This window comes from Intestinimonas massiliensis (ex Afouda et al. 2020), from assembly GCF_900626285.1.
GTDB lineage: Bacteria > Bacillota > Clostridia > Oscillospirales > Oscillospiraceae > Flavonifractor > Flavonifractor massiliensis_A.
On record NZ_LR131147.1, the window covers coordinates 1,474,217 to 1,494,963 of the forward strand.

General features: G+C 63.6%; 17 protein-coding genes. 4 read left to right on the forward strand and 13 right to left on the reverse strand.

All coding sequences use genetic code 11. The annotated features are described in order from the left end of the window. Nucleotide 1 precedes the first annotated feature (1 nt). Nucleotides 2-1,030 carry a threonine aldolase family protein gene (locus tag E0E41_RS07535; protein WP_242623724.1) on the forward strand — a complete coding sequence of 343 codons (1,029 nt, stop codon included), beginning with the start codon at nt 2-4 and terminating at the stop codon, nt 1,028-1,030. Between the two features lie 60 nt (nt 1,031-1,090). Here the strand turns inward: E0E41_RS07535 and E0E41_RS07540 are convergent, their stop codons facing one another. The 10 genes from E0E41_RS07540 to E0E41_RS07585 all read right to left on the reverse strand — a co-directional run bounded on the left by E0E41_RS07540 (nt 1,091) and on the right by E0E41_RS07585 (nt 15,266). Next, complete coding sequence (locus E0E41_RS07540) at nt 1,091-3,547, reverse strand: LTA synthase family protein (protein WP_130869370.1); 2,457 nt, start codon at nt 3,545-3,547, stop codon at nt 1,091-1,093. Next, a complete protein-coding gene (locus E0E41_RS07545) occupies nt 3,547-5,025 on the reverse strand; it encodes a hypothetical protein (protein ID WP_130869371.1) in 1,479 nt (492 codons plus the stop codon). The genes E0E41_RS07540 and E0E41_RS07545 overlap by 1 nt, the downstream gene beginning before the upstream one ends. 1 nt (nt 5,026) lies before the next feature. Further along, entirely contained in the window at nt 5,027-5,920 is an 894-nt protein-coding gene (locus tag E0E41_RS07550; RefSeq protein WP_130869372.1) for a hypothetical protein, read from the reverse strand. Next, nucleotides 5,917-7,071: an MBOAT family O-acyltransferase gene (locus tag E0E41_RS07555; protein WP_130869373.1), complete on the reverse strand. Its 1,155-nt coding sequence runs from the start codon at nt 7,069-7,071 to the stop codon at nt 5,917-5,919. The genes E0E41_RS07550 and E0E41_RS07555 overlap by 4 nt, the downstream gene beginning before the upstream one ends. Nucleotides 7,072-7,077: 6 nt before the next feature. Beyond that, the gene (locus E0E41_RS07560) at nt 7,078-7,335 is read right to left on the reverse strand and encodes an acyl carrier protein (protein ID WP_130869374.1); all 258 of its coding nucleotides are present in this window, start codon (nt 7,333-7,335) and stop codon (nt 7,078-7,080) included. A gap of 11 nt (nt 7,336-7,346) precedes the next feature. After that, on the reverse strand, nt 7,347-7,829 hold the full coding sequence (locus E0E41_RS07565; protein WP_130869375.1) for a GNAT family N-acetyltransferase: 483 nt from the start codon (nt 7,827-7,829) through the stop codon (nt 7,347-7,349). Then, a complete protein-coding gene (locus E0E41_RS07570) occupies nt 7,826-9,361 on the reverse strand; it encodes an amino acid adenylation domain-containing protein (protein WP_130869376.1) in 1,536 nt (511 codons plus the stop codon). The genes E0E41_RS07565 and E0E41_RS07570 overlap by 4 nt, the downstream gene beginning before the upstream one ends. After that, on the reverse strand, nt 9,355-10,878 hold the full coding sequence (locus E0E41_RS07575; RefSeq protein WP_130869377.1) for an amino acid adenylation domain-containing protein: 1,524 nt from the start codon (nt 10,876-10,878) through the stop codon (nt 9,355-9,357). The genes E0E41_RS07570 and E0E41_RS07575 overlap by 7 nt, the downstream gene beginning before the upstream one ends. A 27-nt stretch (nt 10,879-10,905) precedes the next feature. Next, the gene (locus E0E41_RS07580; protein WP_130869378.1) at nt 10,906-13,890 is read right to left on the reverse strand and encodes an FG-GAP-like repeat-containing protein; all 2,985 of its coding nucleotides are present in this window, start codon (nt 13,888-13,890) and stop codon (nt 10,906-10,908) included. A gap of 80 nt (nt 13,891-13,970) precedes the next feature. Further along, nucleotides 13,971-15,266, reverse strand: coding sequence for a M18 family aminopeptidase (locus E0E41_RS07585; RefSeq protein ID WP_130869379.1), 1,296 nt, complete (start codon nt 15,264-15,266; stop codon nt 13,971-13,973). 136 nt (nt 15,267-15,402) lie between these two features. On the opposite strand from E0E41_RS07585, the gene E0E41_RS07590 reads away from it, so the two are divergent. Together E0E41_RS07590 and E0E41_RS07595 are read left to right on the forward strand one after the other, a co-directional pair. Next, nucleotides 15,403-15,873 (forward strand): RNA polymerase sigma factor, encoded by a 471-nt coding sequence (locus E0E41_RS07590; protein ID WP_130869380.1) that lies wholly within the window; start codon nt 15,403-15,405, stop codon nt 15,871-15,873. Continuing rightward, nucleotides 15,870-17,207 (forward strand): hypothetical protein, encoded by a 1,338-nt coding sequence (locus tag E0E41_RS07595; RefSeq protein WP_130869381.1) that lies wholly within the window; start codon nt 15,870-15,872, stop codon nt 17,205-17,207. Before E0E41_RS07590 ends, E0E41_RS07595 begins: the two co-directional genes overlap by 4 nt. A gap of 36 nt (nt 17,208-17,243) precedes the next feature. Here the strand turns inward: E0E41_RS07595 and E0E41_RS07600 are convergent, their stop codons facing one another. The 3 genes from E0E41_RS07600 to E0E41_RS07610 all read right to left on the reverse strand — a co-directional run bounded on the left by E0E41_RS07600 (nt 17,244) and on the right by E0E41_RS07610 (nt 19,015). Further along, nucleotides 17,244-17,927 (reverse strand): LrgB family protein, encoded by a 684-nt coding sequence (locus E0E41_RS07600; protein ID WP_130869382.1) that lies wholly within the window; start codon nt 17,925-17,927, stop codon nt 17,244-17,246. After that, nucleotides 17,920-18,285 carry a CidA/LrgA family protein gene (locus E0E41_RS07605; protein ID WP_130869383.1) on the reverse strand — a complete coding sequence of 122 codons (366 nt, stop codon included), beginning with the start codon at nt 18,283-18,285 and terminating at the stop codon, nt 17,920-17,922. The genes E0E41_RS07600 and E0E41_RS07605 overlap by 8 nt, the downstream gene beginning before the upstream one ends. Before the next feature lie 493 nt (nt 18,286-18,778). Further along, a complete protein-coding gene (locus E0E41_RS07610; protein ID WP_130869384.1) occupies nt 18,779-19,015 on the reverse strand; it encodes a helix-turn-helix domain-containing protein in 237 nt (78 codons plus the stop codon). Nucleotides 19,016-19,306: 291 nt separating this feature from the next. Between E0E41_RS07610 and E0E41_RS07615 the strand changes: the two genes are divergently transcribed. After that, nucleotides 19,307-20,515, forward strand: a complete 1,209-nt coding sequence (locus E0E41_RS07615) for an IS110 family transposase (protein ID WP_130870794.1) — start codon at nt 19,307-19,309, stop codon at nt 20,513-20,515. The last annotated feature ends 232 nt before the right edge of the window (nt 20,516-20,747 follow it).

Sequence of the window (20,747 nt, forward strand, 5' to 3'; positions counted from 1 at the left end):
CATGAAGTATCTGTTCCGCAACGACTACTCCTTCGGCGCTCATCCCAAGGTGATGGACGCGGTGTGCGCCGTCAATCTGGAGGGCAACTGGGGCTATGGCGACGACAAGTACACCGCCAAGGCCAAGGACCGCATCCGGGAAGTGTGCGGCTGCCCCGACGCCATGGTGGAATTCCTCATCGGCGGCACCCAGACCAACGTGGTGGCCTGTTCCTTCCTGCTCAAGCCCTGGGAGGCGGCCATCTGCCCCGATTCCGGCCACCTGAACGGCCACGAGGTGGGCGCCTTCGAGGCCACCGGCCACAAGATCATCACCGTCCCCGTGGGAGGCGACGGCAAGATCACCCCGGACATGCTGCCCCCGGTGCTGGAGTGGCACCAGGACCCCCACCTGACCAAGCCCGGTCTGGTGTACATCTCCAACGCCACCGAGAACGGCGCGGTATACACCAAGGCGGAGCTCACCGCGCTCTCGGAGTTCTGCCATCAGAACGGCCTGCTTCTCTTCGTGGACGGCGCCCGGCTGGGGGCCGCCCTCACCTCCCCCGCCAACGACCTGACCCTGCCGGAGTTCGCCCACCTGGTGGACGCCTTCTACATCGGCGGCACCAAGAACGGCGCCATGTTCGGCGAGGCCCTGGTCATCACCCGGCCCGAGCTCACCGACGGGTTCTTCCGCATGAAGAAGCGGATGGGCGCCGTGATGGAGAAGGGCTGGATCCAGGGGGTCACCTTCCTCACCCTGTTTGAGGACGACCTGTACTTCAAGATGGCCCGCCAGGGCAACGAGATGGCCGCCCGGCTCCAGGACGGTCTGAAGGCCAAGGGCTGGACGCTGTGGGTGGAATCTCCCACCAACCAGGTGTTCGCCGTCATCCCCAACGAGGTGAAGCCCCAGGTGGACGAGGTGTGCGACTGCGAGGTGTGGTGTCCCTACGACGCCGCCCATACGGTGATTCGTTTCGTCACCTGCTTCCACACCACTCAGGAGGATGTGGACGGGCTGCTCTCCGCCCTGCCCAATCTGTAATCAGGCAGCAGACAAGGCCCCCGATGCGCAAGCATCGGGGGCCTTGTTTCGTTTCCCCGTTCAGGACCCTTGGGGCAGTTCCTCCAGCAGGGCCGCGGCGGCATAGGCGGCCGCTCCCCGGCACAGGAGCCCGTCCTCCAGCTCCGTTCCCGCCTCTTCCTGCTGTTCCACAGCCTGGGAGACCGCCTGCTCCGCCAGTGCGCCGCCGTCCTCCGCGCCCCGGTACCGGGCGGCGGCGGCCAGCAGTTCCTCTGTCTCCTCTGCCGTAATGGGGTCATCCGGACGGAAGGTCTCCTCGCCCTCTGGCAGCAGGCCCGCCGACCAGGCGGCGGTCACCGGCTCCACATACCACAGGCCCTCCTCCAGGTCGGTGTAGGGCGGGGTCTCCTCCCCCGCCTCCAGGCCCAGGCCCCGGGTGAGCATGGCCAGCACCGCCGCCCGGCTGGCGGGCGCCTCCCCCAGGAAGTCGCCGGTGCCGCCGCCGCTGAGGGCTCCCAGGGAGGTGAGGTACTCCACCGCATCCTCATACCAGGTCCCTTCGATGTCGGCGTAGCTGGCGTACTTCTCCCGCTCCGTCCGGCCGTCAGACAGACCCAGGGTTCGGAAGGCAAAGCTGTAATAGTCGGTGTCCAGAATGGCGGCGGACACCGTAAACTGGTTCTCCATGGCCTGGATCAGCTCCTGGGCGTAGGCCTGGTCCTCCTCCCCCAGCCAGGTGATCTCCCCGTCGGAGGCATCGTAGATCATCCGGTCGGTGAGGAAGCTGCCGTCCTTCAGCAGCGCCGCGTGGGTGCAGTCGGACAGCACGTCCCGGCCGGTGAGCAGCCGGGAGTCGTAGTCAAAGCCGAACAGGTTGAGCAGGGTGGGCAGGATGTCCTGGGTGCAGCAGAAATCGTCCACCACAATGGGCTGGGCCAGTCCGCCGGTCCAGCAGAGAAAGCTGTTCCGGTACTGCCAGAAGGGCTCTGCCACCGCATCCCCGGCCAGCTCCTCATAGTCCTCCTCCGGCAGGCCGTAGGGAGCGTGGTCGCCGGTGAGCACCACCACCGTGCGGTCGGCGATCCCCGCCTCCTCCAGCCGCTCCAGCAGGTACTCCATGGCCTTCTCCAGCTCCAGCTGGCAGGCGTAGTAGGCCCGCAGCTCCTCGGAGCCCTCCAGGTCCGCCACCAGGTCCTGATTCCGGGCACTGATGTGGTTGTCGGTAAAGTTGTAGTCGGCGTGGCCGGAGTAGGTCATGTAGTAGGCGTGGAAGGGCTCCTGCCCCAGGTACTCGTCCACCGTCTTTTCCATCATCTCCAGGTCGGAGGTGGGGGTGTCCTGCTCCATATCCAGGCCGAAGTTGATGGCTTCAAAGGTGTAGCCCATGTTGGTGTGGGTGTTGACCCGGTCGTAGAAGGTGCCGATGTTGTTGTGGTAGGCCCTGGCCTCCACCCCCTCCTGGGCGGCGAAAATGTTGCCCAGACAGAAGGGCAGGTAGTTGTCCTTGGACACCGCAAAGCTCATCTTGCTCAGGTCCGGCATCAGCCCCATGCACAGGCCGTACTCCCCATTGGTGGTCAGGTTGGGGAAGCTGTTGTAGAAGTTGCGGAACACGATGCCCTCATTGGACATGCGGTAAAGGGCGGGGGTGAGGTCCGGGTCGATGAGGTAGGGGGAGAAGGCCTCGGCACACACCACGATCAGGTTATAGCCTTCGAACAGCCCCGTATAGCTGTTCTTCGCCGTCCCCCGGAGGGAGGCGAAATAGTCGTTCAGACTGCGCAGGCTCTCGTCCTCCGTGGCCTCATCCAGCGCGTCGAAGTCCATACCGTCCAGAACGTTGGTGGGCCCCTTCCCTCCGGCGGTGAGATCCAGCCCGGCGGACACCCGGATGCCGCCGCTGCCCAGCAGGGTCTGCTTGGCGTCCAGCGCCCCGGCAGTCAGCAGGCCCAGCTGCTGGGCCCGCCGGTCGATGGTGGCCGAGCTGCTGGCAAACACCCCCTCCGGCGTACCCGGCCCCGTCCCCATCAGGGGCAGGGTGAGGATCAGAACCGCCGGAATAGCTGCCGCCGCCCCCACAAGGATCAGCTGCTCCCGCCAAGGCCGCCCGGCGATGGGCAGCCGCTTTTTCCGCCGCAGCACGTAAAAGGCCGCCATGGGCAGGGCCATCACCAGCAGACGGGGCAGGCAGCGCCAGATGGCCGCCGCCGCGATGGACCAGAAGGCGGTGACCGCCTCGCCCCCCATGGCGGCGTAGGCCAGGGACAGATAGGAGCCGAAAATATCCCAGTAGACCAGCTGGATGCCGTAATAGGCGTAAGCCAGGGGAAACAGCACCGCACCCACCTTGCCGCCCACCCGGCCCGGCAGGCCGCAGGCGGCGGTGCCCAGTGCGGCGGCGGCCAGGCAGAAGCCGGCCGCCGGCCAGAAGCGGAAATTGTCCGGCGCCGCCAACTGAACCACCGCCTCCCACAGCAGGAAGGCGGTGGCCCAAATCAGATAATATGCACCGATCTCTTTGCCTTGCGATCCGTTCATCAAAATGCCTCGTATATGAATGCGCCGTTTCCGGTAAAGAAAATGAGCACCATGGCCAGCATCAGGACATATACCGCCACGCTCACCACCAGCTTCACTATCCGCAGGGGCAGCGGCAGGGGCGGCGCGGTCTTTCTCCGGCCCCTTCCCGTCTCCGGCGCCGCCATCAGCACCGTCCAGTCCGCCAGCTGTCTGGCGGGCGCCGCCCCCAGGAGTGCCAGCAGCGGAATCACCCAGCTGCCGCCGATGGGGTCGGCCTCAGCCGCCAGGGCCGCGGCTGCCAAAGCGGCCAGCAGCAGGGCGGGAAGCAGCAGGATATTCCTGTCCGCCCTTTTGACACCCCTCAGGACGCCCCACAGAGCCAGCAGCAGCAGGCCCAGGGCATAGCTCTGCAAAAGGGGATGCATCACGCTGTCGATGATCTTGTCCCGGATGGGGATGCCCCGGTCCAGCCGGGCCCAGCTGTAGTCGTAGGACGCAAACTGGGTCCGGATCTTCCCGGCCAGCTGCCGGAGAGAGCCCGTCCCCCCCAGCGCCGCCCCCGCCATGGGACCGGCGCCGGTGAGGGCCCATAAAAGGCCCCCCGCCGCCAGCCATACGATCAGGAAGGCCGCCGCCAGGGTCACCGCCCGCACCCCCAGGGTCCGGTCTCTCTTCCGCCCGGGCAGGGTAAGCAGCAGCCAGAGGACCGCCGCCCCCAGCGGAATGGGCAGTCCGGGACACAAAACCTGACACAGGCCCCAGGCGGCCCCCGCCAGTCCGTGGTTCAGCAGGGTCCGGGCGAAGGGCCGGCACAGCAGCAGCCACACCCCCGCCAGCAGCAGGGCGGTGTACAGGGGCAGCACGGTCAGCACCCCGGCGGAAAAGAGCAGGGTGGGACAGAAGGCCAGCAGCCCTCCGGCGATCAGTCCCGTCAGCCGGGAGCCGGACAGCTTCTCCCCGATAAGCGCGGTGAGCAGGCAGCTCACACCGCCCCACACCCCGTTGGGGATCTGCACCGCCGCCAGGGTGGGGCCGAACAGGCGGATCAGGATGCTCTGGTATACCGCCGGAGCCGCAGCCCCGGCCTCGCCGGCGCTGCGGACCAGCTCCCGCCACTGTCCCGCGCCCGCCCGGGAGAGCTCCAGGGCCAGGTTCCACCCGGCCAGGTACTCCTCATGGGGCCACACCGTCCACTTCAGGGCGAACACCACCCGCAGGGCCGCCGCCCCCACAAAGAGGAGCTCCAGCCACAGCCGTCCCCCCTTGGGGGCCAGCAGCCGGGCCAGCAGAGCCAGGCAGAAGATCCCCGCCAGGGCCGCCGTGGTATAGACCGGGCGGATGGTCCCCGCCTCCCGGCAGATCCCCGCCGCCGCCAGCAGCAGAAGGAGGGCCGCAGGCAGGAGAAGGAGCAGCCCCAGCCGTCCGGCGGGGCCCTCCAGCTCCCGCCGCAGGGTCAGCTTCCCCTCCGGCAGGGCCAATTTTTTCTCTTCCTCCATGTCAGTCCTCCTCCGCCAGCCAGGGGTCGATGTAGTCGGTGAACCAGGGGGCGCCGGTGTCGTAGTCCAGGTGCCCGGTGTCAAAGAAGTACTGGTCCTCCACCACCCGGGTCATGTCCAGTGTCTCGATCCCCAGCCGCTCCAGCTGCTGGTTGGCGTAGTCCATCACATTCTGGGCGGCGGGATAGATCTCCAGCTTGCCGTTCCAGGGCATCCAGATGGCCCGCAGCCGGACGCCGTGGTCCTCACACCAGGCGGCCAGCCGGTCCAGGGCGGCGAAGTTCTCGGCGCAGTCCACCTCCGGGGTGGTCTCCCCGAACCGCTCCACCAGGCTCTCCCAGCTCTCCATCAGGTCCTCGTCGGACAGGGCGCCCCGGTAGACCGCCCGCTGCTGGTGGCTGGAGTCCACCTTGGTGAAGGGCTCTCCGTTGAGCAGGTTGGTCACCCCGTCGGTGACCAGCTGCTCCAGCCGGTCCCGCTGGAAATAGAGGTAGGGCTCGTACCACTTCCGGTGCCAGGGATAGGTGGCGTTGGTGGGCAGGGTGTCCAGGAAGGACAGGTTGTTGAGGCCCAGCACCAGATCCTCGGTGACGGTGAGCTCACCCTTCTCCAGCATCTCGGTGATGTCCTTCACCGTGCCGTAGTCCATGCCGATGTTGGCGTAGCCCACGCTGCCCTCCCTCCCCTCGATGTAGGAGGCGGTGACGGCGCTGCTGCCGAAGATGGCCTTCTCAAAGGTCATGTCCGGGTGCTGAAGCCGGATCAGCTCATAGTCGTTGCGCCAGATGCAGGTCATTCTGCTCACCGGGTCGGTGAGATTCAGGACCGTCTCTCCCCCCACCAGCACCGCCGCCAGCAGCAGGAGGAAGGCATATCGTTTCAGCCAGTTTTTCATAGGCGGAACAGTCCTTTCACCACTTCCGCCATCTGGCCCAGATCCATGGAGAAGGACAGGGCATTGATGCCGAAGGCAAAATTGACCGCCAGGCAGCGCAGCCGGAACACACCCTCCGGCATCCGCCGCCGGTCAGCGGTGGTCAGGTTCAGCAGGTTCTCCAGGGCCAGCAGGCCGCCCATAAAGGCGCCGCAGACCAGATTTTTCATGCTGAACCCATGCCACATACTCATGACCAGCATAGTGCACATCCCGATGGCGGCGGAGGCGGGGCGGCTGAGCCGCTTGCCGTTGACCACCACGAAGATGTGCTCCCGGATCCAGTCGCTGAGGGTGACGTGCCACTTCCGCCAGAACTGGGTGAAGCTGGCGGCGGTGAGGGGATTCTTGAAGTTCTCAGCCACGGAAAAGCCGGTGAAGGAGGCCACAGCGATGGCGATATCGCTGTAGCCGGACAGGTCGAAATAGAGGGTGAAGTAGCTGACCACGATGAGGGCCAGGCTCACCGGCAGGCACAGCCGGGCCGCCAGCAGCCGGTCCAGCACCAGCCCCAGCAGGGTCACCAGCACCATCTTTTTGAACATGCCCCGGATGATCCGCTTCACCGCCTGGGTGGTCACCTGGGCGGTCACCGGCCTGGGGGCCAGATAGTCCCGCTCGAAATCCCGGTACCGCAGAATGGGTCCGGAGGTGAGCACCGGGAAGAACAGCAGGAAGTTGGCGTAGGCCACCAGGGGGATGTCCTTGTCTGCGTAGTAGACATAAAACACCGCGTCGATGGCCTTGAGCATATTGTAGGCAAAGCCCACCAGGGTAAAGATGGCCGGCAGGAAGGGGAGCATCAGGGCGAACCGGGCATAAAAGAAGGGGGCGGCGCACAGGGCGCAGAACAGGACGAACAGGGTCCTGCGCAGGGTCTGTCCCTTGGCGGCCTTCAGTACCCGGAGCATCAGATAGGTGACCAGGGTGTAGGCCAGATAAAACACCGCCAGCTGCCAGGAGACGAAGAACAGCAGTCCCAGGTCAAAGAGCAGCAAAAAGGGGGTCAGCCGCCGTTGGGGGCTGACCCTGTGCAGGATGGCGGCAGCAGCGCCGTAGAGCAGTGTGGAACCCAGGATCCAGACCAGGGTGTCTGCCTGCAAATACCACATGATCCCTTACTTCTCCGCCAGCTTGCGCTCCACCACCGCGGCGATCTCATCCACCGTGTTCATGGGGTAGAGGATGATGTCCTTCTGGGTGATCTCCACGTGATAGGTGTCCTCCAGGAACAGGATGATCTCGGTGGCTCCCAGGGAATCCACAAAGCCGTAGTCGAACAGATGGACGTCGTCCCCGAAGTCCGGGTCGTCCGCCGGGATCTCAAAGTGCTCCATAATGTAGGACCGCAGGGTGTCCTTGACCGAATTTTCCATGGTGATTCTCCTCACTTTACCAATTTTTTATCGTACAGGGTTCCAACCGGCCCCATACCGGCCCGCTGCCAGTAGCGGTGGGCGGCGGGGTTGTTCTGCAGCACCTGCAGCTGCATGGTGGGGATCTCCCGCTCCCGCAGCCAGTCCTCCGCCATGTGGGTCAGCGCCAGGGCCAGGCCCTGCCGCCGCAGATCGGGGACCACATACAGGTCGTTGAGGTAGCCCACGCTGCCGCAGCCCTCGCACAGGTACTCGTTGGCCAGCCGCAGGATGGAGCAGAACACGAACCCGCCCAGGGTCCCGTCCTCCCTCTGGGCCACCGCCGTCAGGATCAGGCGGGAGCGGATGCGCAGGCGGAGCACCTGCTCCAGGGTATCCTGCCGCAGCTCATAGGGCATGCCGAAGGACTGCAATTCCCGGTGGTAGTCCTGATACAGTGCCAGCAGGGCGGGCAGGTCCTCCTCCGTGGCCTCCCGCAGGGTCCAACCGCTCATGGGGCCTGCCTCCCCTCCACCAGCTGCCGATGGAGCAGCACCCGGTCGATCTTCCGGTTGGGGGTCAGGGGGAGGGTCGCAAAGACCTCCAGCCGCTTGGGCAGCATATATTTGGGGATCAGCTTCCCCAGGGCCAGGTTCACCTTCCGCAGCTGGAGGGGGGATTTGCTCTCCACCGCCAGGATGATCTCCTGATTGGCCTGGTCGAACAGGGCGCACACCTTATCCACCCCCTCCAGGGTGGCGGCGGCGGTCTCGATGTCCCCCAGCTCGATGCGGTTGCCCCGCAGCTTGAACTGGTGGTCCCGCCGTCCGCAGAACAGGATGTTGCCCTCATTGTCCCACTTGCCCAGGTCGCCGGTGCGGTACATGACCTCCGGGTAGTCCGGGTTCAGGGGGTTGCGGACGAAGGCCTTGGCGGTCTGCTCGGGCGCATTCCAGTAGCCCAGGGCCACACCGCTGCCCAGCACGCAGATCTCCCCCTCTTCCCCAACGGCGGCGGGGGTATTGTCCTCTTTCAGCAGCAGCACCCGGGCGCCCCGCCAGGGCTTGCCGATGGGCAGGGGATCGGCGTCGTCAAAGTCCCGGTCCACGATGTAGCAGGTGCAGTCCACCGTGATCTCGGTGGGGCCGTACAGGTTGGCATACACGCAGTGGGGCAGGGCGCGGCGCCAGATGTTCAGCTGCCGGTTGGGCATGACCTCTCCGGCAAACACCACAGTCTTCAGGTCGGGCAGCTTCCGGCCCTCCAGGGCCCCGGAGTTGGCCACCGAGATCATCACCGTGGGCACCCAGAACACGCAGGTGACCTTTTTCTCCTCCATCAGATCCATCAGCTTGTAGGGGTACATGAACAGGATCTCCGGGATGATCACCAGCCTGGCCCCCGTCATCAGGCAGCCGTACAGATCGAACACGCTGTTGTCAAAGTGGAACCCGGACTGGAGGCCGATCACCGAATCCTCGGTGAGGCCGAAGGTGTCCACCACCGCCTTGGCGTACTCCAGCACCCCCCGGTGGGGGACGGTGACCCCCTTGGGCACCCCGGTGGAGCCGGAGGTGTACATGATATAGCAGGGATCGGTGTCGATGACGGCATCCAGGGCGGCCATCACCCGCCGGTGGTCGGCCTCCCCGGCGGTCAGGTCCGTGTAGAGCACCGCTTTGCTCTCCCCCAGCTCCAGCCCCGCCAGGCGGGCCATACTCTCCCCGTCGGCCACCACCAGGGCGGGCTTCAGATTCTCCAGGGTGCGGCCCAGCCGCTCCATGGGGATGGCGTAGTCCACCGGGGCATAGGGGCATCCGGCGTACAGGGCGGCCAGGAAGGTGACCACGCTCTCCCGGCTTTTGGGCAGGTAGACCAGCACCGGCCGGTTGGGCCGAAGGCCCAGCTCCAGCATGGCGGTGGCCGCCCGCTCCACCGCCTCCTCCAGCTCCTTCCAGGTCAGGGTGCCCCATTCATCTTCCACCGCCACCCGCTCCGGGAAGCGGGCGGCGGTCTGTGCCAGCCATCTGGCCGCGGAATTCAGCATGATCCATTCTCCTCCGTCAGGGTGGCCTTCAGGCGCACCCGGTCGATCTTGTCGTTGGCGGTGTGGGGCAGCTTGTCCATACACACCAGCTTCCCCGGCAGCATATACTGGGGGATATACTGCCTGAGCTGGAGATTCAGCTTCCGCAGGGACATGCCCTGCCCGCCCTCCACAAAGAGGACGATGCGCTCCGCCGGCGCGTCAAAGATGGCGCAGGCGTTCTCCACTCCGGGGATGCACATGGCTCCCGCCTCGATCTCACCCAGCTCGATGCGGTTGCCCTTCAGTTTGATCTGGCTGTCCTTCCGGCCCAGGAATCGGATGAGCCCATCCTCTCCCCACTGGGCCAGGTCGCCGGTGCGGTACATCCGCTCCGGGAAGGCGGGGCTCAGGGGGTCCAGGCAGAAGGCCCTGGCGGTCTGCTCCGGGTTGTTCCAGTAGCCCAGGGCCACCCCGCTGCCCAGCACGCACAGCTCCCCGGTCTCCCCGGGGGCGGCCTCCCGGCCGTCGTCCGTCAGGATGTGGACCCGCATATTCTCGCAGGCCTTGCCGATGGGCAAAGGCTCGTGGTTTTCGAAGGGCCGGTCCACCTTATAGTAGCAGCATACGTCGGTGATCTCGGTGGGGCCGTACAGGTTGGCGTAGGAACAGTGAGGCAGCGCCGCCCGCCAGATGTTCAGCTGGGTGTTGGGCATGACCTCCCCGCAGAAGGCCACATTTTTCAGCCGGGGCAGGGGGTGCCCCTCCAGGGCCCCGGCGTTGGCCACGTTGATCATCACCGTGGGCACCCAGAAGATGGAGGTGACCTGGTGCTCCTCCAGATACTCCGGCAGCTTGAGGGGGAAGAGGAACAGGGTCTCCGGGGTGAGGAGCAGCTTGCCGCCGCACCGGAGGGTGCCGTAGATGTCGAAGGTGGAGTTGTCGAAATAGAAGGGGGCCTGGTTGGCCATGACGGTACTCTCGTCAAAGGCGAAGGTGTTCACCACCCAGTCGGCGTAGTCCAGGATGCCCCGGTGGGGGATGGTCACCCCCTTGGGAGTGCCGGTGGAGCCGGAGGTGTACATCACATAGATGGGGTCGGTGTCGATGACGGCGGAGACAGCCGCCTCCACCGCTTTCTCGTCCGCCGCCGTCTGTTCCAGCTCAGAGAGAAGCACCGCTTTGGTGTCCCCCAGCCTGACCCCTTCCAGGTTGGGACGCAGGGCCTCGTTGGTGACCACATAGGCCGGATGGAGGCTCTCCACGATCTTCTCCAGCCTGGCCATGGGGATGTGGGCGTCCACCGGGGCATAGGGCCGGCCGGCGCACATGGCCCCGAAAAATACCGCCAGGGCGTCGATGCTCTTGGGCAGGTAGACCACCACCGGCCGCCGGTCCCCCAGCAGGGCGGTGCCGATGGCCCGGGCCCGCTCCAGCATCCCGCCGTAAGTCAGGCTGCCCTCTTCTTCCTCTACATAGACCCGCTCCGGCCAGCGCTTGGCCGCTTTCTCCAGCAGGCGGATGGCAGAATTGCTCATAGACTCGCACCTTCTATCTTGAGATTCTCAGTCTTGCTCCCAGAAGTGGAGCACCAGGGTGTCCGGGTCTCCCCGCTTGGTCAGGGTGGTCCGATCCCCGTGTTGGGTCATGGTCCAGCCCTCGGAGGGGGTGGATACAGTACCCTCCACCTCCACTTCCATCAGACCGCCTGTGGCAAAGTCGATGGTCAGGCTGTCCCCGTCCCAGGTCAGATCTGCGGGCAGGTTGACCTGCCGCAGGTAGGTCCCCTCCCGCTGGCCCTTCCAGACGGTGACCTCCTTGTCCAGGGACAGGTACAGGCTGTTGCCCTCCTGCCGCCACACCGAGGCGTCGGTCACATAGTCGGAGGCGGAACAGCCCTCCCCGAAGGTGAGCTTCACGCCCACGGCGCTCTGGTAGTCCTCGTCATACAGGGCCAGGTCGGTGCGCAGGGCGGAGGCGGACAGGCGGACCGCACCGTTTTCCCCGTCCACCGCGGCGGATACCGCCGTGTTGAGGGCGGCGGCGGAGGCGCAGGCCAGCTGATCCTCCCGGATGCAGGTGTAGCCGTAGGTATCCAGGAAGTCGGACATGACCCCGACTGCTTTTCTGGCCTCGGTGTCGTCCCGGTAGATCCAGTCGCAGTGGTAATAGAGGAACATGGGGTTGCCGTACCGGGCGGCGATGGCCTGCCAGTCGTCCCCCTTGTAGAACAGGGTGGAGGCGTTGAGCATCAGCATGGTGGGCTCTCCCCCGTCCTCCAGGAAGAAGGGCAGGGCCAGCACGTTCTCCGCCGACACCTGCGGGGTGGCGGAGGAGTGGGGCAGCTCGGTGCCCGAGTTCCACAGCATGCCGCTGTTGTACTGGGCCAGATAGGTCTGGGCAGGGCCGTACACGCTGGAATGCCAGGTGTGCTGGTTGTTGCCCACCCGGGTCAGGTCCACCCCGTAGGAGGCCAGGGCCTCCATGTGGCGGTCAAACTCCCGCTGCTCGTACCCCGCCGAGGCGTACCAGTGGGTGAGGGTGTGGACCCCCAGGTAGTAGTTCTTCTCCTTCATCCAGTCCACCTGCTCCTGGAGCTGCTCCCGGAAGGGGAAGTACTCCGAGTCGATGGGGCAGGGCAGGCCGTACTCCAGCTGGCCGCAGATCAGGTCCAGGGCCCCGTCCCCGTTGACGTCGTAAAACACCGGCTTGCAGTTGTTGCCGAATTTCAGGTGGCTGTTGCCCTTGTAGTTCTGTTCATTTCCCTCGAAATAGCCGGTGAAGGTGTAGCCGCTCCCCTGCCGCACCAGCTTGGCCACATAGCCGTGGAAGGTGCCCAGGGCGATGTCCAGGGTGCCGTCCCCGTTCAGGTCCACGGCGCAGGGGGCCGCCCAGTCGGCGATCTCCTCGGGCAGGTCAATGGTCTGTTTCGTGCCGAAGCCGCCGCCGGACTTGCCTTTGTAGAGGGCCAGGCCGCCGCCGGCGGAGCCCACCAGCAGGTCGGCAACGCCGTCGCTATCCATGTCTGCGGTTTCCGGGAAGGTCTGCACCTCCCCCATGCCCGGGTCCAGCAGCAGCCGGGGGGCCTCAAAGGTCAGCCCGCCCAGGCCCCGGAGCCAGTACACCTTGCCGTCTCCCGCGCCGGTGACCACATCGGGGGTGCCGTCCCCGTCCACGTCCAGAATGGCGGGGGCAGAGTGGCCGCCGGACACGCTGAGATTGGCTCCGGTACCGTCTGTCAGCATCACCGGGGTGTCCACGGTGAACCGCTGGTCGTTGTCCAGCAGCTCATAGCAGTAGAACTGGCCGTCGCCGCTGCCGCACAGCAGCTCGTCGGTCCCGTCCCCATCCACGTCACCGATGGTGGGATAGGCCCGCTCGGTATAGCCGCCGTCGTCGCTGAAATAGCTGACGGTGTTCTCCACCCACACCTGGCTGAGCCAGTCGTTGTCGCACACCACATGGGTGCCGGAGGAGTAGATCCCCTCGTACTCGTCCAGGTCATAGTCCAGGCCGCTGTCGCTCTTGTTCACCAGATAGGTGACGCTCTCCGCCCGCAGCAGCCACCAGTAGGGGTCCCGCACCAAGGTGTAGGAGGGGATCTGTCCCGCCTCCTCCGCCAGCTGGGCAAACTGACCCGCCGAGTCCTCCCGGATGGCGGTGATCTCCTCATAGTGGATCTCCCAGGCGGCGGGGTTGGTGCCGAAGGGGCCGTAGACCCGCTCCACGGCATAGCCGTACTCCTCCATGGACCGATAGGCCAGCAGCTTGCCGTAGAACAGCCGGTCGGCGCTGTTGGTGGTGTTGGCAAAGGGCTCCTGCCCTTCCTCACTGGCCGTCAGGGTGGGGGAATTGATGGAGTAGCGGTTGGGCAGCATGGGGTTGGTGAGCAGCACCTGTCCCTCCCCCACGTCGTTGAAGGTGTAGAGGGCCAGCTCCCCCGCCATGGCGATGGCCCGGGCGGTGGTGACGGTAAAGCCGCAGCCGTAGTCCTCCCCGGCCAGGGTCTCGGCGTTCTTGTAGCTGGGATAGAGGGCGGCGAAGTCCCGGATCAGCCCCTGGAAGCCGGAGAGGTTTTCCTCCACCTCCGGCCAGGTCAGCTCAGCGGGCAGCCCGTCCAGGGCGGTTCCCCCGGAGATACCCAGAAACTCCGCCGGGAACCGGTCCCAGAAGCAGTTGTCCAGCACCAGCAGGCCGCCGTTTTCCACATAGTCCATCAGCGCCCGCCTGGTCTGATCCCAGTTTTCCCCGTCCAGCAGGTCGGGATCGGCGATCACCAGGTCGCAGCCGCTGAAATCGTCCGCTGTCCCCAGTTCCCGGGCGGTCACATTGGCCAGGGAGCTGTACTCCAGGTGGCTCAGGGTATCCTGCCAGCCGCCGGAGGTCCCGGCGTGGAGCACCCCAGCGGTCAGGTCGGCCTGCTGGGTGATATTCAGTCCTTCCGGCGCCCCGCCGGGAGTCTCTCCCTGACGGCGGCAGCCGGAGGTCCCCAGTGCCATCAGCGCCGCCAGCGCTCCCGCGGCTATCCGGACGCCCCAGTTCCTTCTCATGATCCGGCTCCTTTCCTCGCATGTACTCTAAACAATTAAAATATCACAAGATACCCTTTTTTTCAATAGTTCCTGTCTTATCAGAAGGAATACCGGCCGTCGCCCTTCCGGGTCAGGGCGCTCTGGTAGAAGGCAGCGCAGGCTCCGGCCAGGTAGTCCGGATCCTTACTTCCGGCGGTCTCCACGGCGGAGTGCATGGCCAGCTGGGCCATGCCGATATCCACCATGGGGATGCTCACCTGCTGGCCCAGCAGATTGCCCAGGGTGGAGCCGCCCGGCTCGTCGGCCCGGTTGGCAAAGGTCTGCACCGGCACCCCCGCCTTTTGGCAGACCGCCCGGAACACTCCTGCGGTCAGGGAGTTTGTGGTATACTTCTGATTGGCGGAGTATTTGACCACCACACCCCCGTTGGGGTACACCCGGTTGGCCGGGTCGGACTTCTCGGTAAAGTTGGGGTGGACGGCGTGGCCGTTGTCGGCGCTGAGGAGCATACTGCCCGCCAGGGCCATCCTCTGCTCCTGCCCGTCCATGCTCAGGCAGCAGGCGATCCGCTCCAGCACATCCGGCAGGAAGGTGCTCAGGGCGCCCTGCCGGGTACCGCTGCCCACCTCTTCGTTGTCAAAGAGGCAGTAGATCTGGCCTGTTTTCTCCTGACCTCCGGCGGAGATCAGGCCCTCCAGGCAGGCCCAGGCGCAGCCCAGGTCGTCGATGCGGGGGGCCTGAAACAGCTCCCCTTCCGCGCCCAGCACCACCGGCTTCTGCCGGGGGCAGAGCACCAGATCCCAGGCCAGCAGGGCCTCTTTTTCCACACCCAGCTCCTCCGCCAGCAGCTCGGTGAGGGAGCGGCTCCCGGTCAGGCCGTACAGGGGCTGCATATCCCGCTGGGGGTTGTACTCATGGCCCTTGTTCACGTCCCGCTGCATATGGATGGCCAGGCTGGGAATGGTGAGCAGATCCCGGTCCAGATACACCAGCCTGCTCTCCGCGCCGCCCCCGGTGCGCACCAGCACCCGGCCGGCCACCGTCAGGGGCCGGTCCAGCCAGGAGGCACAGTTCATCCCACCGTATCCCTCCACCGCCAGCCGCAGATAGGTCTTGTCCCCCTCCAGCCTGTCGTTCTTCACCGCGAAGGTGGGAGAATCGCTGTGGGCAGCGGTGAGAAGCCAGCGCTCCGGCTTCTGCCAGGGCAGCCGGAAGGCGATGAGGCTGCTCTGATTCCGGGTGACGTAGTAGCCCTGACCCGGGGTCAGCTCCCACTTTTCATGCTCCTCCAGAGGAAGGAATCCCGCCCCCTCCAGCAGTTTCGCGGCATACGCCGCCGCGTGGTAAGGGCTGGGGCTGCGCTCTATAAAGTCCATCAGTGCCTGTACACTCATAGCACATATCTCCTTTCGTGAATGGCCCCCTCATTGTATCACGCCGGGGGTCCTGTGGCAATCTTCCCGCATTTTTTCAGTTTCAGCGGAGCATTCTGACCCGCTCAAGCGTATTAAGGGTGAAGGAGGGAGGAAGATGACGGAATCCAACCGGTTGGAAGCTGTGATCCGAACCTATGAAAACACCCTGTACCGCGCGGCTCTGGCCATTCTGGGGGACCCCCATGAGGCGGAGGACGTGGTACAGGAGGCCTTCCTGCGCCTGTGGGAAAAGGCCCCGGAATTTGAAAGCCCCGCCCATGAGCGAGCCTGGCTTCTGAAAGTGGCCGTCAACGGCTGCAAAAGCCGCCTGCGCTCCCCCTGGCACCGGCGCACCGCCCCGCTGCTGGACAGCTACCCCGCCGCCGATCCGGAGGAGCAGGCGGTGCTGGAGGTGATCCAGTCCCTGCCCCCCAAGGACCGGACGGTGCTCCACCTCTATTATTATGAGGGCTATCAGACCGCCGAGATCGCGGCCATGACCGGCTGGCGGGAGGGCACCGTCCGCTCCCGGCTGGCCCGGGCCCGGGACAGGCTGCGCCAGCTGCTGAAAGGAGAATGGGAATGAACCGCTATCGGAATTATATGGACCGCATCACCGCCCCCGCCGGGCTCCATGAAAAGCTGCTGGCCGGGGAACCACCCCGCCGCCGGAAGGCCCGGTACGCCCCCGCCCTGGGTCTGGCAGCCGCCTGCTGCCTGCTGGCGGTGGTGGGCCTGTGGCAGCCCTGGACGGACACACCGGCTCAGGAGGTCTCCCCCACCGCCGGCGTGGCTGCCACACCCGGCACAGTGGAGAGCGCCCCGCCGGAGCAGGACACGGAACACACCCTGACTGTGGGAGGCGACCCCTTCCAGGGTCAGCCCCACACCTTTTTCGGTATCCCCACCCTCTCTTTCCCCGACTGCACCGATTCCGAAGCAATCATGGTGGATTACGCCCCCCGGGAGGGCTGGTTTTCCGAGCCCATGACCGCCCAGGACATTCTGGGTATCTTCGGCGGAGGGGAGGAGATTCCCTGGAACCTGTACTGGTATGATTTCGGTCTGGACGGCACGGTGATCTACAACGCCGACGGCACGGTGTATAACGCCTCCATCCGGGGTGTCCGGGATACGGAATCCTTCACCCTCACCCTCTGGCCCGGCCAGTACCCCCAGAGGAGCACGGTCTACATCGACGCCGCCGTCCAGGAAGTGGACGGTGTGGAAGTCACCAGTTCCATGGTCTACGCCGACGAAAACGGCGACCGCCGGTATGAGATCACCTGTCAGGCCACCTTCCAGGTGGGAGATCTGGGCATGGACTTCGTCTACACCGGGGAGGACGGGGACAGAGCCACCATGCTGCCCTGTGTGTTCCTGTGGAACGCCCTCCAGGCGGACGGAACCATCACCACCGAACATCTGGCTCCCGATTCCATCCCGGAGCAGCGCGATGAGGAATTGACCCAGGAGGAGGCCTATGAGGAGGATCTGGCGGTTTTCCTCCCCGACCCGGAGGCGCTGCCCCTGGGCTTCCGGTTTGGGAACGCCCACCGGAGGCTGTACCAGGACCGGGATTCTCTCAGCATTATGTTTACCCACAGCTACGGCTACCTCTATGTCCAGGTCATGCGCTTCCCCGCTTACGCCAGCCTTCCGGCCCCCGACTTCCAGCCCGGCGAGGTCACCTCCTCCGCCCTGGAGGCGTGGGGCAGCTACGGGGACGACGGGCTGTGGGACACCTCCGCCTGGCAGTACGACACCTTTACCCTCCACTACCCCCAGGCAGACGGCTCCACCGTGGTGGTGAGCTGGAGCGCAAAGGGGATCTCCCCTGCCGACCTGGCCGGGCTGGTCAACGGCAACACCATGGCCCTGCCGGAGAAGGATGGGCTCCTGGCATTTCCTCTGGAATAACGAAAGAAGCGGGAGCCGCAGGGCTCCCGCTTCTTCTTATGGCACCAGGAACAGGGAAATGATCACGGTAATCATGCCGCACACCCCGATGGCCAGGCCGCTCATGGCCCCCTCGGTCTCTCCCAGCTCCAGGGCCTTGGAGGTGCCCACCGCGTGGGAGCAGGCGCCGATGGCCAGACCGGCGGCCACCGGGTCCTTGACCCGGAACACCTTGATGAGCAAAGGTGCGAAGATACTGCCCAGGATACCGGTGATGATGACCGCCACCACGGTGATGGCCTGGATCCCTCCCAGGCTCTGGGACACGCTGATGGCGATGGGGGTGGTCACCGACTTGGGCAGCAGGGAGGCGGTGACCGCCTGATCCAGCCGGAACAGGCGGCACAGGCCGTAGATGCTGCCCATGGAGGTGAGGGACCCGGCGGTGCAGCCCACCAGAATGGGCAGCCAGTTTTCCTTCAGCAGCTGGATGCGGGTGTAGATGGACACCGCCAAGCAGGCGGTGGCGGGGGCCAGAAACATATTGATGATGGCGCCGCCCTGGTCATAGGCCTCATAGGGGATCCGGCAGATCAGCAGCACGGCGGACACCAGCACGATGGCGATAAGCAGGGGGTTGCACAGCTCCAGTCCGGTCTTTTTCCGGATCTGCACACCGATCAGGAAGGCCAGGATACTGAGGGAGATGCCAAAGAAAGGGGACGCAAAGAGTTCAGACATGATGTTTCCTCCGATTCATCAGGGCACGGGTCAGGCGCACGGTGTAAGCGGTTACCACGAAGGTAAGTACGGTGCTGATCACGCATACCGCCAGCAGGGGCAGCAGGTTGCTGGCCAGCACGTCAAAGTAGTTGATGACGCTCACCCCGGCGGGGATAAAGAAGAAGGCCATATTGGACAGCAGGAAGTCGGACTTTTCCCGGATGTGATCCACCCGCAGAATCCGCACCATCAGCAGGGCCAGCAGCAGAATCATTCCGATGACACTGGCGGGAAACGCGATGGGAAGCAGTGCCTCAATAATCAAGCTGATCCAGCAGATGGAAAAAATGATGGCAATTTGGATGATGATTTTCACTGATTTTCCGCCTCCGGGGGTATAAAATTCAATTTCCGATTCTAAAGCCATCGCTCCCATTTGTCAAACCAAGATTAACCGCTTTTTCGCCGCCGCTATGGTGCAATTTGCGCAAAAAGGCGCGCCGCGAAATTTGGTGAACGCCGATAAGGAAGTATCAAAGACATACTAACTTAACGGCTGACAAACAGGGTTGCTAAAATGAACCGGCGTGTTATTTCGCAATGAAATGGCACGCCGGTTTTCTACGCATTTCAAACTGCGTTTTCAAGGGTAAGAATGGCAAGATACCGCCGGCTATCCAAGCACGCTAGAAAGGCCCGGTAACATCGGGTTTTCTACCCTCTAAGTGCGTAGGCATAAACGTCATAATAGTAGCGGGCGCAAGTAGATTTCTGCTTGCGCCCGCTTGGTTACCATACAGCAAAGACGGAGGAAGCCGTCAAGGGCGCGAAGCGTTCATCTCGACCCTTGACGGCTTCCTTTGGCTTTGCTATTTCTTTACCACGATGGCTTCCACCAATTTTGCCTGTAAGCGGTGCTTCATGTACTCGTCAATGCCGATGTGCGGCAAACCATCTTTGTCATAGAGAGTTCGCATACAAATCTTGTTGATGTAGCGGTCGTAGTACCGCAAGATGCGCTCCAATGCTAATGGATCACCGGCGCGGGCCGCTTCGATCACGTCCATGGGCAAAAGCACTCTGCCGTTAAAAGTTGGTTGCTTCATGTTAGTTTCTCACTCCTATTACAATAAATTTGGACAGGAAAGCCGGGCAGCCAGTCCGGCTTTCCCTCCATCTCGTGCCTAAGCTACAATAAGAGGAGCAACTGGCTGACCACTCACTCCTTGGGCTTGTAAGTCCGTACGAAAGACTGTCAGCCATCCTCTTGTTGTAGCGTTCGATTTCAGCAGGTTGAGCCACCGGATGCCGGGGAGTTCGCGTCACCCAATAGATTGAATCGGCAACGAGAAAAGATGGATTCCGGTTGCAGATTCTTTAGTATTGGAGGAATGTGGATGAACAGCGTTGGCATCGATGTTTCCAAAGGGAAAAGCATGATCGCCGTCATGCGCCCCTTCGGTGAGGTGGTGGTTTCACCCTTTGAAGTGCGACACACCGCCAATGAACTGAACGAACTGGCAGGGCTGCTCAAAAGTTTGGACGGTGAGACCCGTGTGGTGATGGAATCCACGGGTAATTACCACGCGCCGGTGGCCTGGCTGCTCCACGACGCGGGACTTTATGTCTCCGTAGTCAATGCAATGCTGGTGCATGACTATGGGAACAACAGTTTAAGACGAGGCAAGACTGACAAGAAGGACGCCGTGAAACTGGCCAACTACGGCCGTGAACACTGGCGCACGGTACCGAAATATGTCCCGGAGGAGGACACCCGGCTCATGCTGAAGACCTGCTACCGGCAGTACCAGCAGTATTCCAAAGTACGGACCATGCTGAAGAACAACCTAATCTCCCTGCTGGACACCGCTTTCCCTGATGCAAACCGCCTGTTTACCAGTCCACCCCGCGCCGATGGCAGCGAGAAGTGGGTGGATTTTGTAGCCGCTTTTTGGCATTGTGAGTGTGTCTGTGGTTTGTCTAAAAAGGCCTTTACCACCCAATACCAGAAGTGGTGCAGAAAGCACGGCTACAATTTTAGCGAGGATAAGGCACTGGACATATACGCCTCTGCATGTGGACACTTCGGTGTCATGCCGAAAACGGATACGGCAAAACTTTTGGTAGAACAGGCTGTTTCCCAACTCCGGGCAACTTCCGCCGCGTTAGCTGCTCTCAAGCAGGAGATGCAGTCCCTGGCCGTTTCTCTACCGGAGTATCCTGTGGTGATGGAGATGTTTGGTGTTGGCCCAACCCTCGGCCCCCAACTCATAGCTGAAATTGGCGATGTACGCCGTTTTCATTCCAAGAAAGCGCTGGTGGCCTTTGCAGGCATTGACGCCCCACCTTACCAATCTGGACAAGTGGATGTCCGTAGCCGTAACATTTCCAAGAGAGGATCTGCCTCACTGCGAAGGACGCTCTTTCTGGTGATGGGGGTCCTCCTGCAATGCGCTCCAATGGATGAGCCGGTCTACCAGTTCATGAACAAGAAACGCTCTGAAGGTAAGCCCTACCGTGTCTACATGATGGCCTCCGCCAACAAGTTCCTGCGCATCTACTACGCTTCTGTGAAAGCCTACCTGGATTCTCTGGAGCATGGCTGATTTCCCAGCTCTATACTGTCTGGCTGACCGCCATTTTTTGAAATGCACAGCGGTTTAATTTGGTGCACCCTTTTCCTTTGCTCGTTTCCTTTGAAAGTTTTACTTGACTTTTGTTAGCAGGTCTNGGAGCATGGCTGATTTCCCAGCTCTATACTGTCTGGCTGACCGCCATTTTTTGAAATGCACAGCGGTTTAATTTGGTGCACCCTTTTCCTTTGCTCGTTTCCTTTGA

Coding starts and splice junctions, on each gene's coding strand:
- E0E41_RS07535 (WP_242623724.1), top strand. CDS start 2: ATGAAGTATCTGTTCCGCAACGACTACTCCTTCGGCGCTCATCCCAAG.
- E0E41_RS07540 (WP_130869370.1), bottom strand. CDS start 3,547: ATGAACGGATCGCAAGGCAAAGAGATCGGTGCATATTATCTGATTTGG.
- E0E41_RS07545 (WP_130869371.1), bottom strand. CDS start 5,025: ATGGAGGAAGAGAAAAAATTGGCCCTGCCGGAGGGGAAGCTGACCCTG.
- E0E41_RS07550 (WP_130869372.1), bottom strand. CDS start 5,920: ATGAAAAACTGGCTGAAACGATATGCCTTCCTCCTGCTGCTGGCGGCG.
- E0E41_RS07555 (WP_130869373.1), bottom strand. CDS start 7,071: ATGTGGTATTTGCAGGCAGACACCCTGGTCTGGATCCTGGGTTCCACA.
- E0E41_RS07560 (WP_130869374.1), bottom strand. CDS start 7,335: ATGGAAAATTCGGTCAAGGACACCCTGCGGTCCTACATTATGGAGCAC.
- E0E41_RS07565 (WP_130869375.1), bottom strand. CDS start 7,829: ATGAGCGGTTGGACCCTGCGGGAGGCCACGGAGGAGGACCTGCCCGCC.
- E0E41_RS07570 (WP_130869376.1), bottom strand. CDS start 9,361: ATGCTGAATTCCGCGGCCAGATGGCTGGCACAGACCGCCGCCCGCTTC.
- E0E41_RS07575 (WP_130869377.1), bottom strand. CDS start 10,878: ATGAGCAATTCTGCCATCCGCCTGCTGGAGAAAGCGGCCAAGCGCTGG.
- E0E41_RS07580 (WP_130869378.1), bottom strand. CDS start 13,890: ATGAGAAGGAACTGGGGCGTCCGGATAGCCGCGGGAGCGCTGGCGGCG.
- E0E41_RS07585 (WP_130869379.1), bottom strand. CDS start 15,266: ATGAGTGTACAGGCACTGATGGACTTTATAGAGCGCAGCCCCAGCCCT.
- E0E41_RS07590 (WP_130869380.1), top strand. CDS start 15,403: ATGACGGAATCCAACCGGTTGGAAGCTGTGATCCGAACCTATGAAAAC.
- E0E41_RS07595 (WP_130869381.1), top strand. CDS start 15,870: ATGAACCGCTATCGGAATTATATGGACCGCATCACCGCCCCCGCCGGG.
- E0E41_RS07600 (WP_130869382.1), bottom strand. CDS start 17,927: ATGTCTGAACTCTTTGCGTCCCCTTTCTTTGGCATCTCCCTCAGTATC.
- E0E41_RS07610 (WP_130869384.1), bottom strand. CDS start 19,015: ATGAAGCAACCAACTTTTAACGGCAGAGTGCTTTTGCCCATGGACGTG.
- E0E41_RS07615 (WP_130870794.1), top strand. CDS start 19,307: ATGAACAGCGTTGGCATCGATGTTTCCAAAGGGAAAAGCATGATCGCC.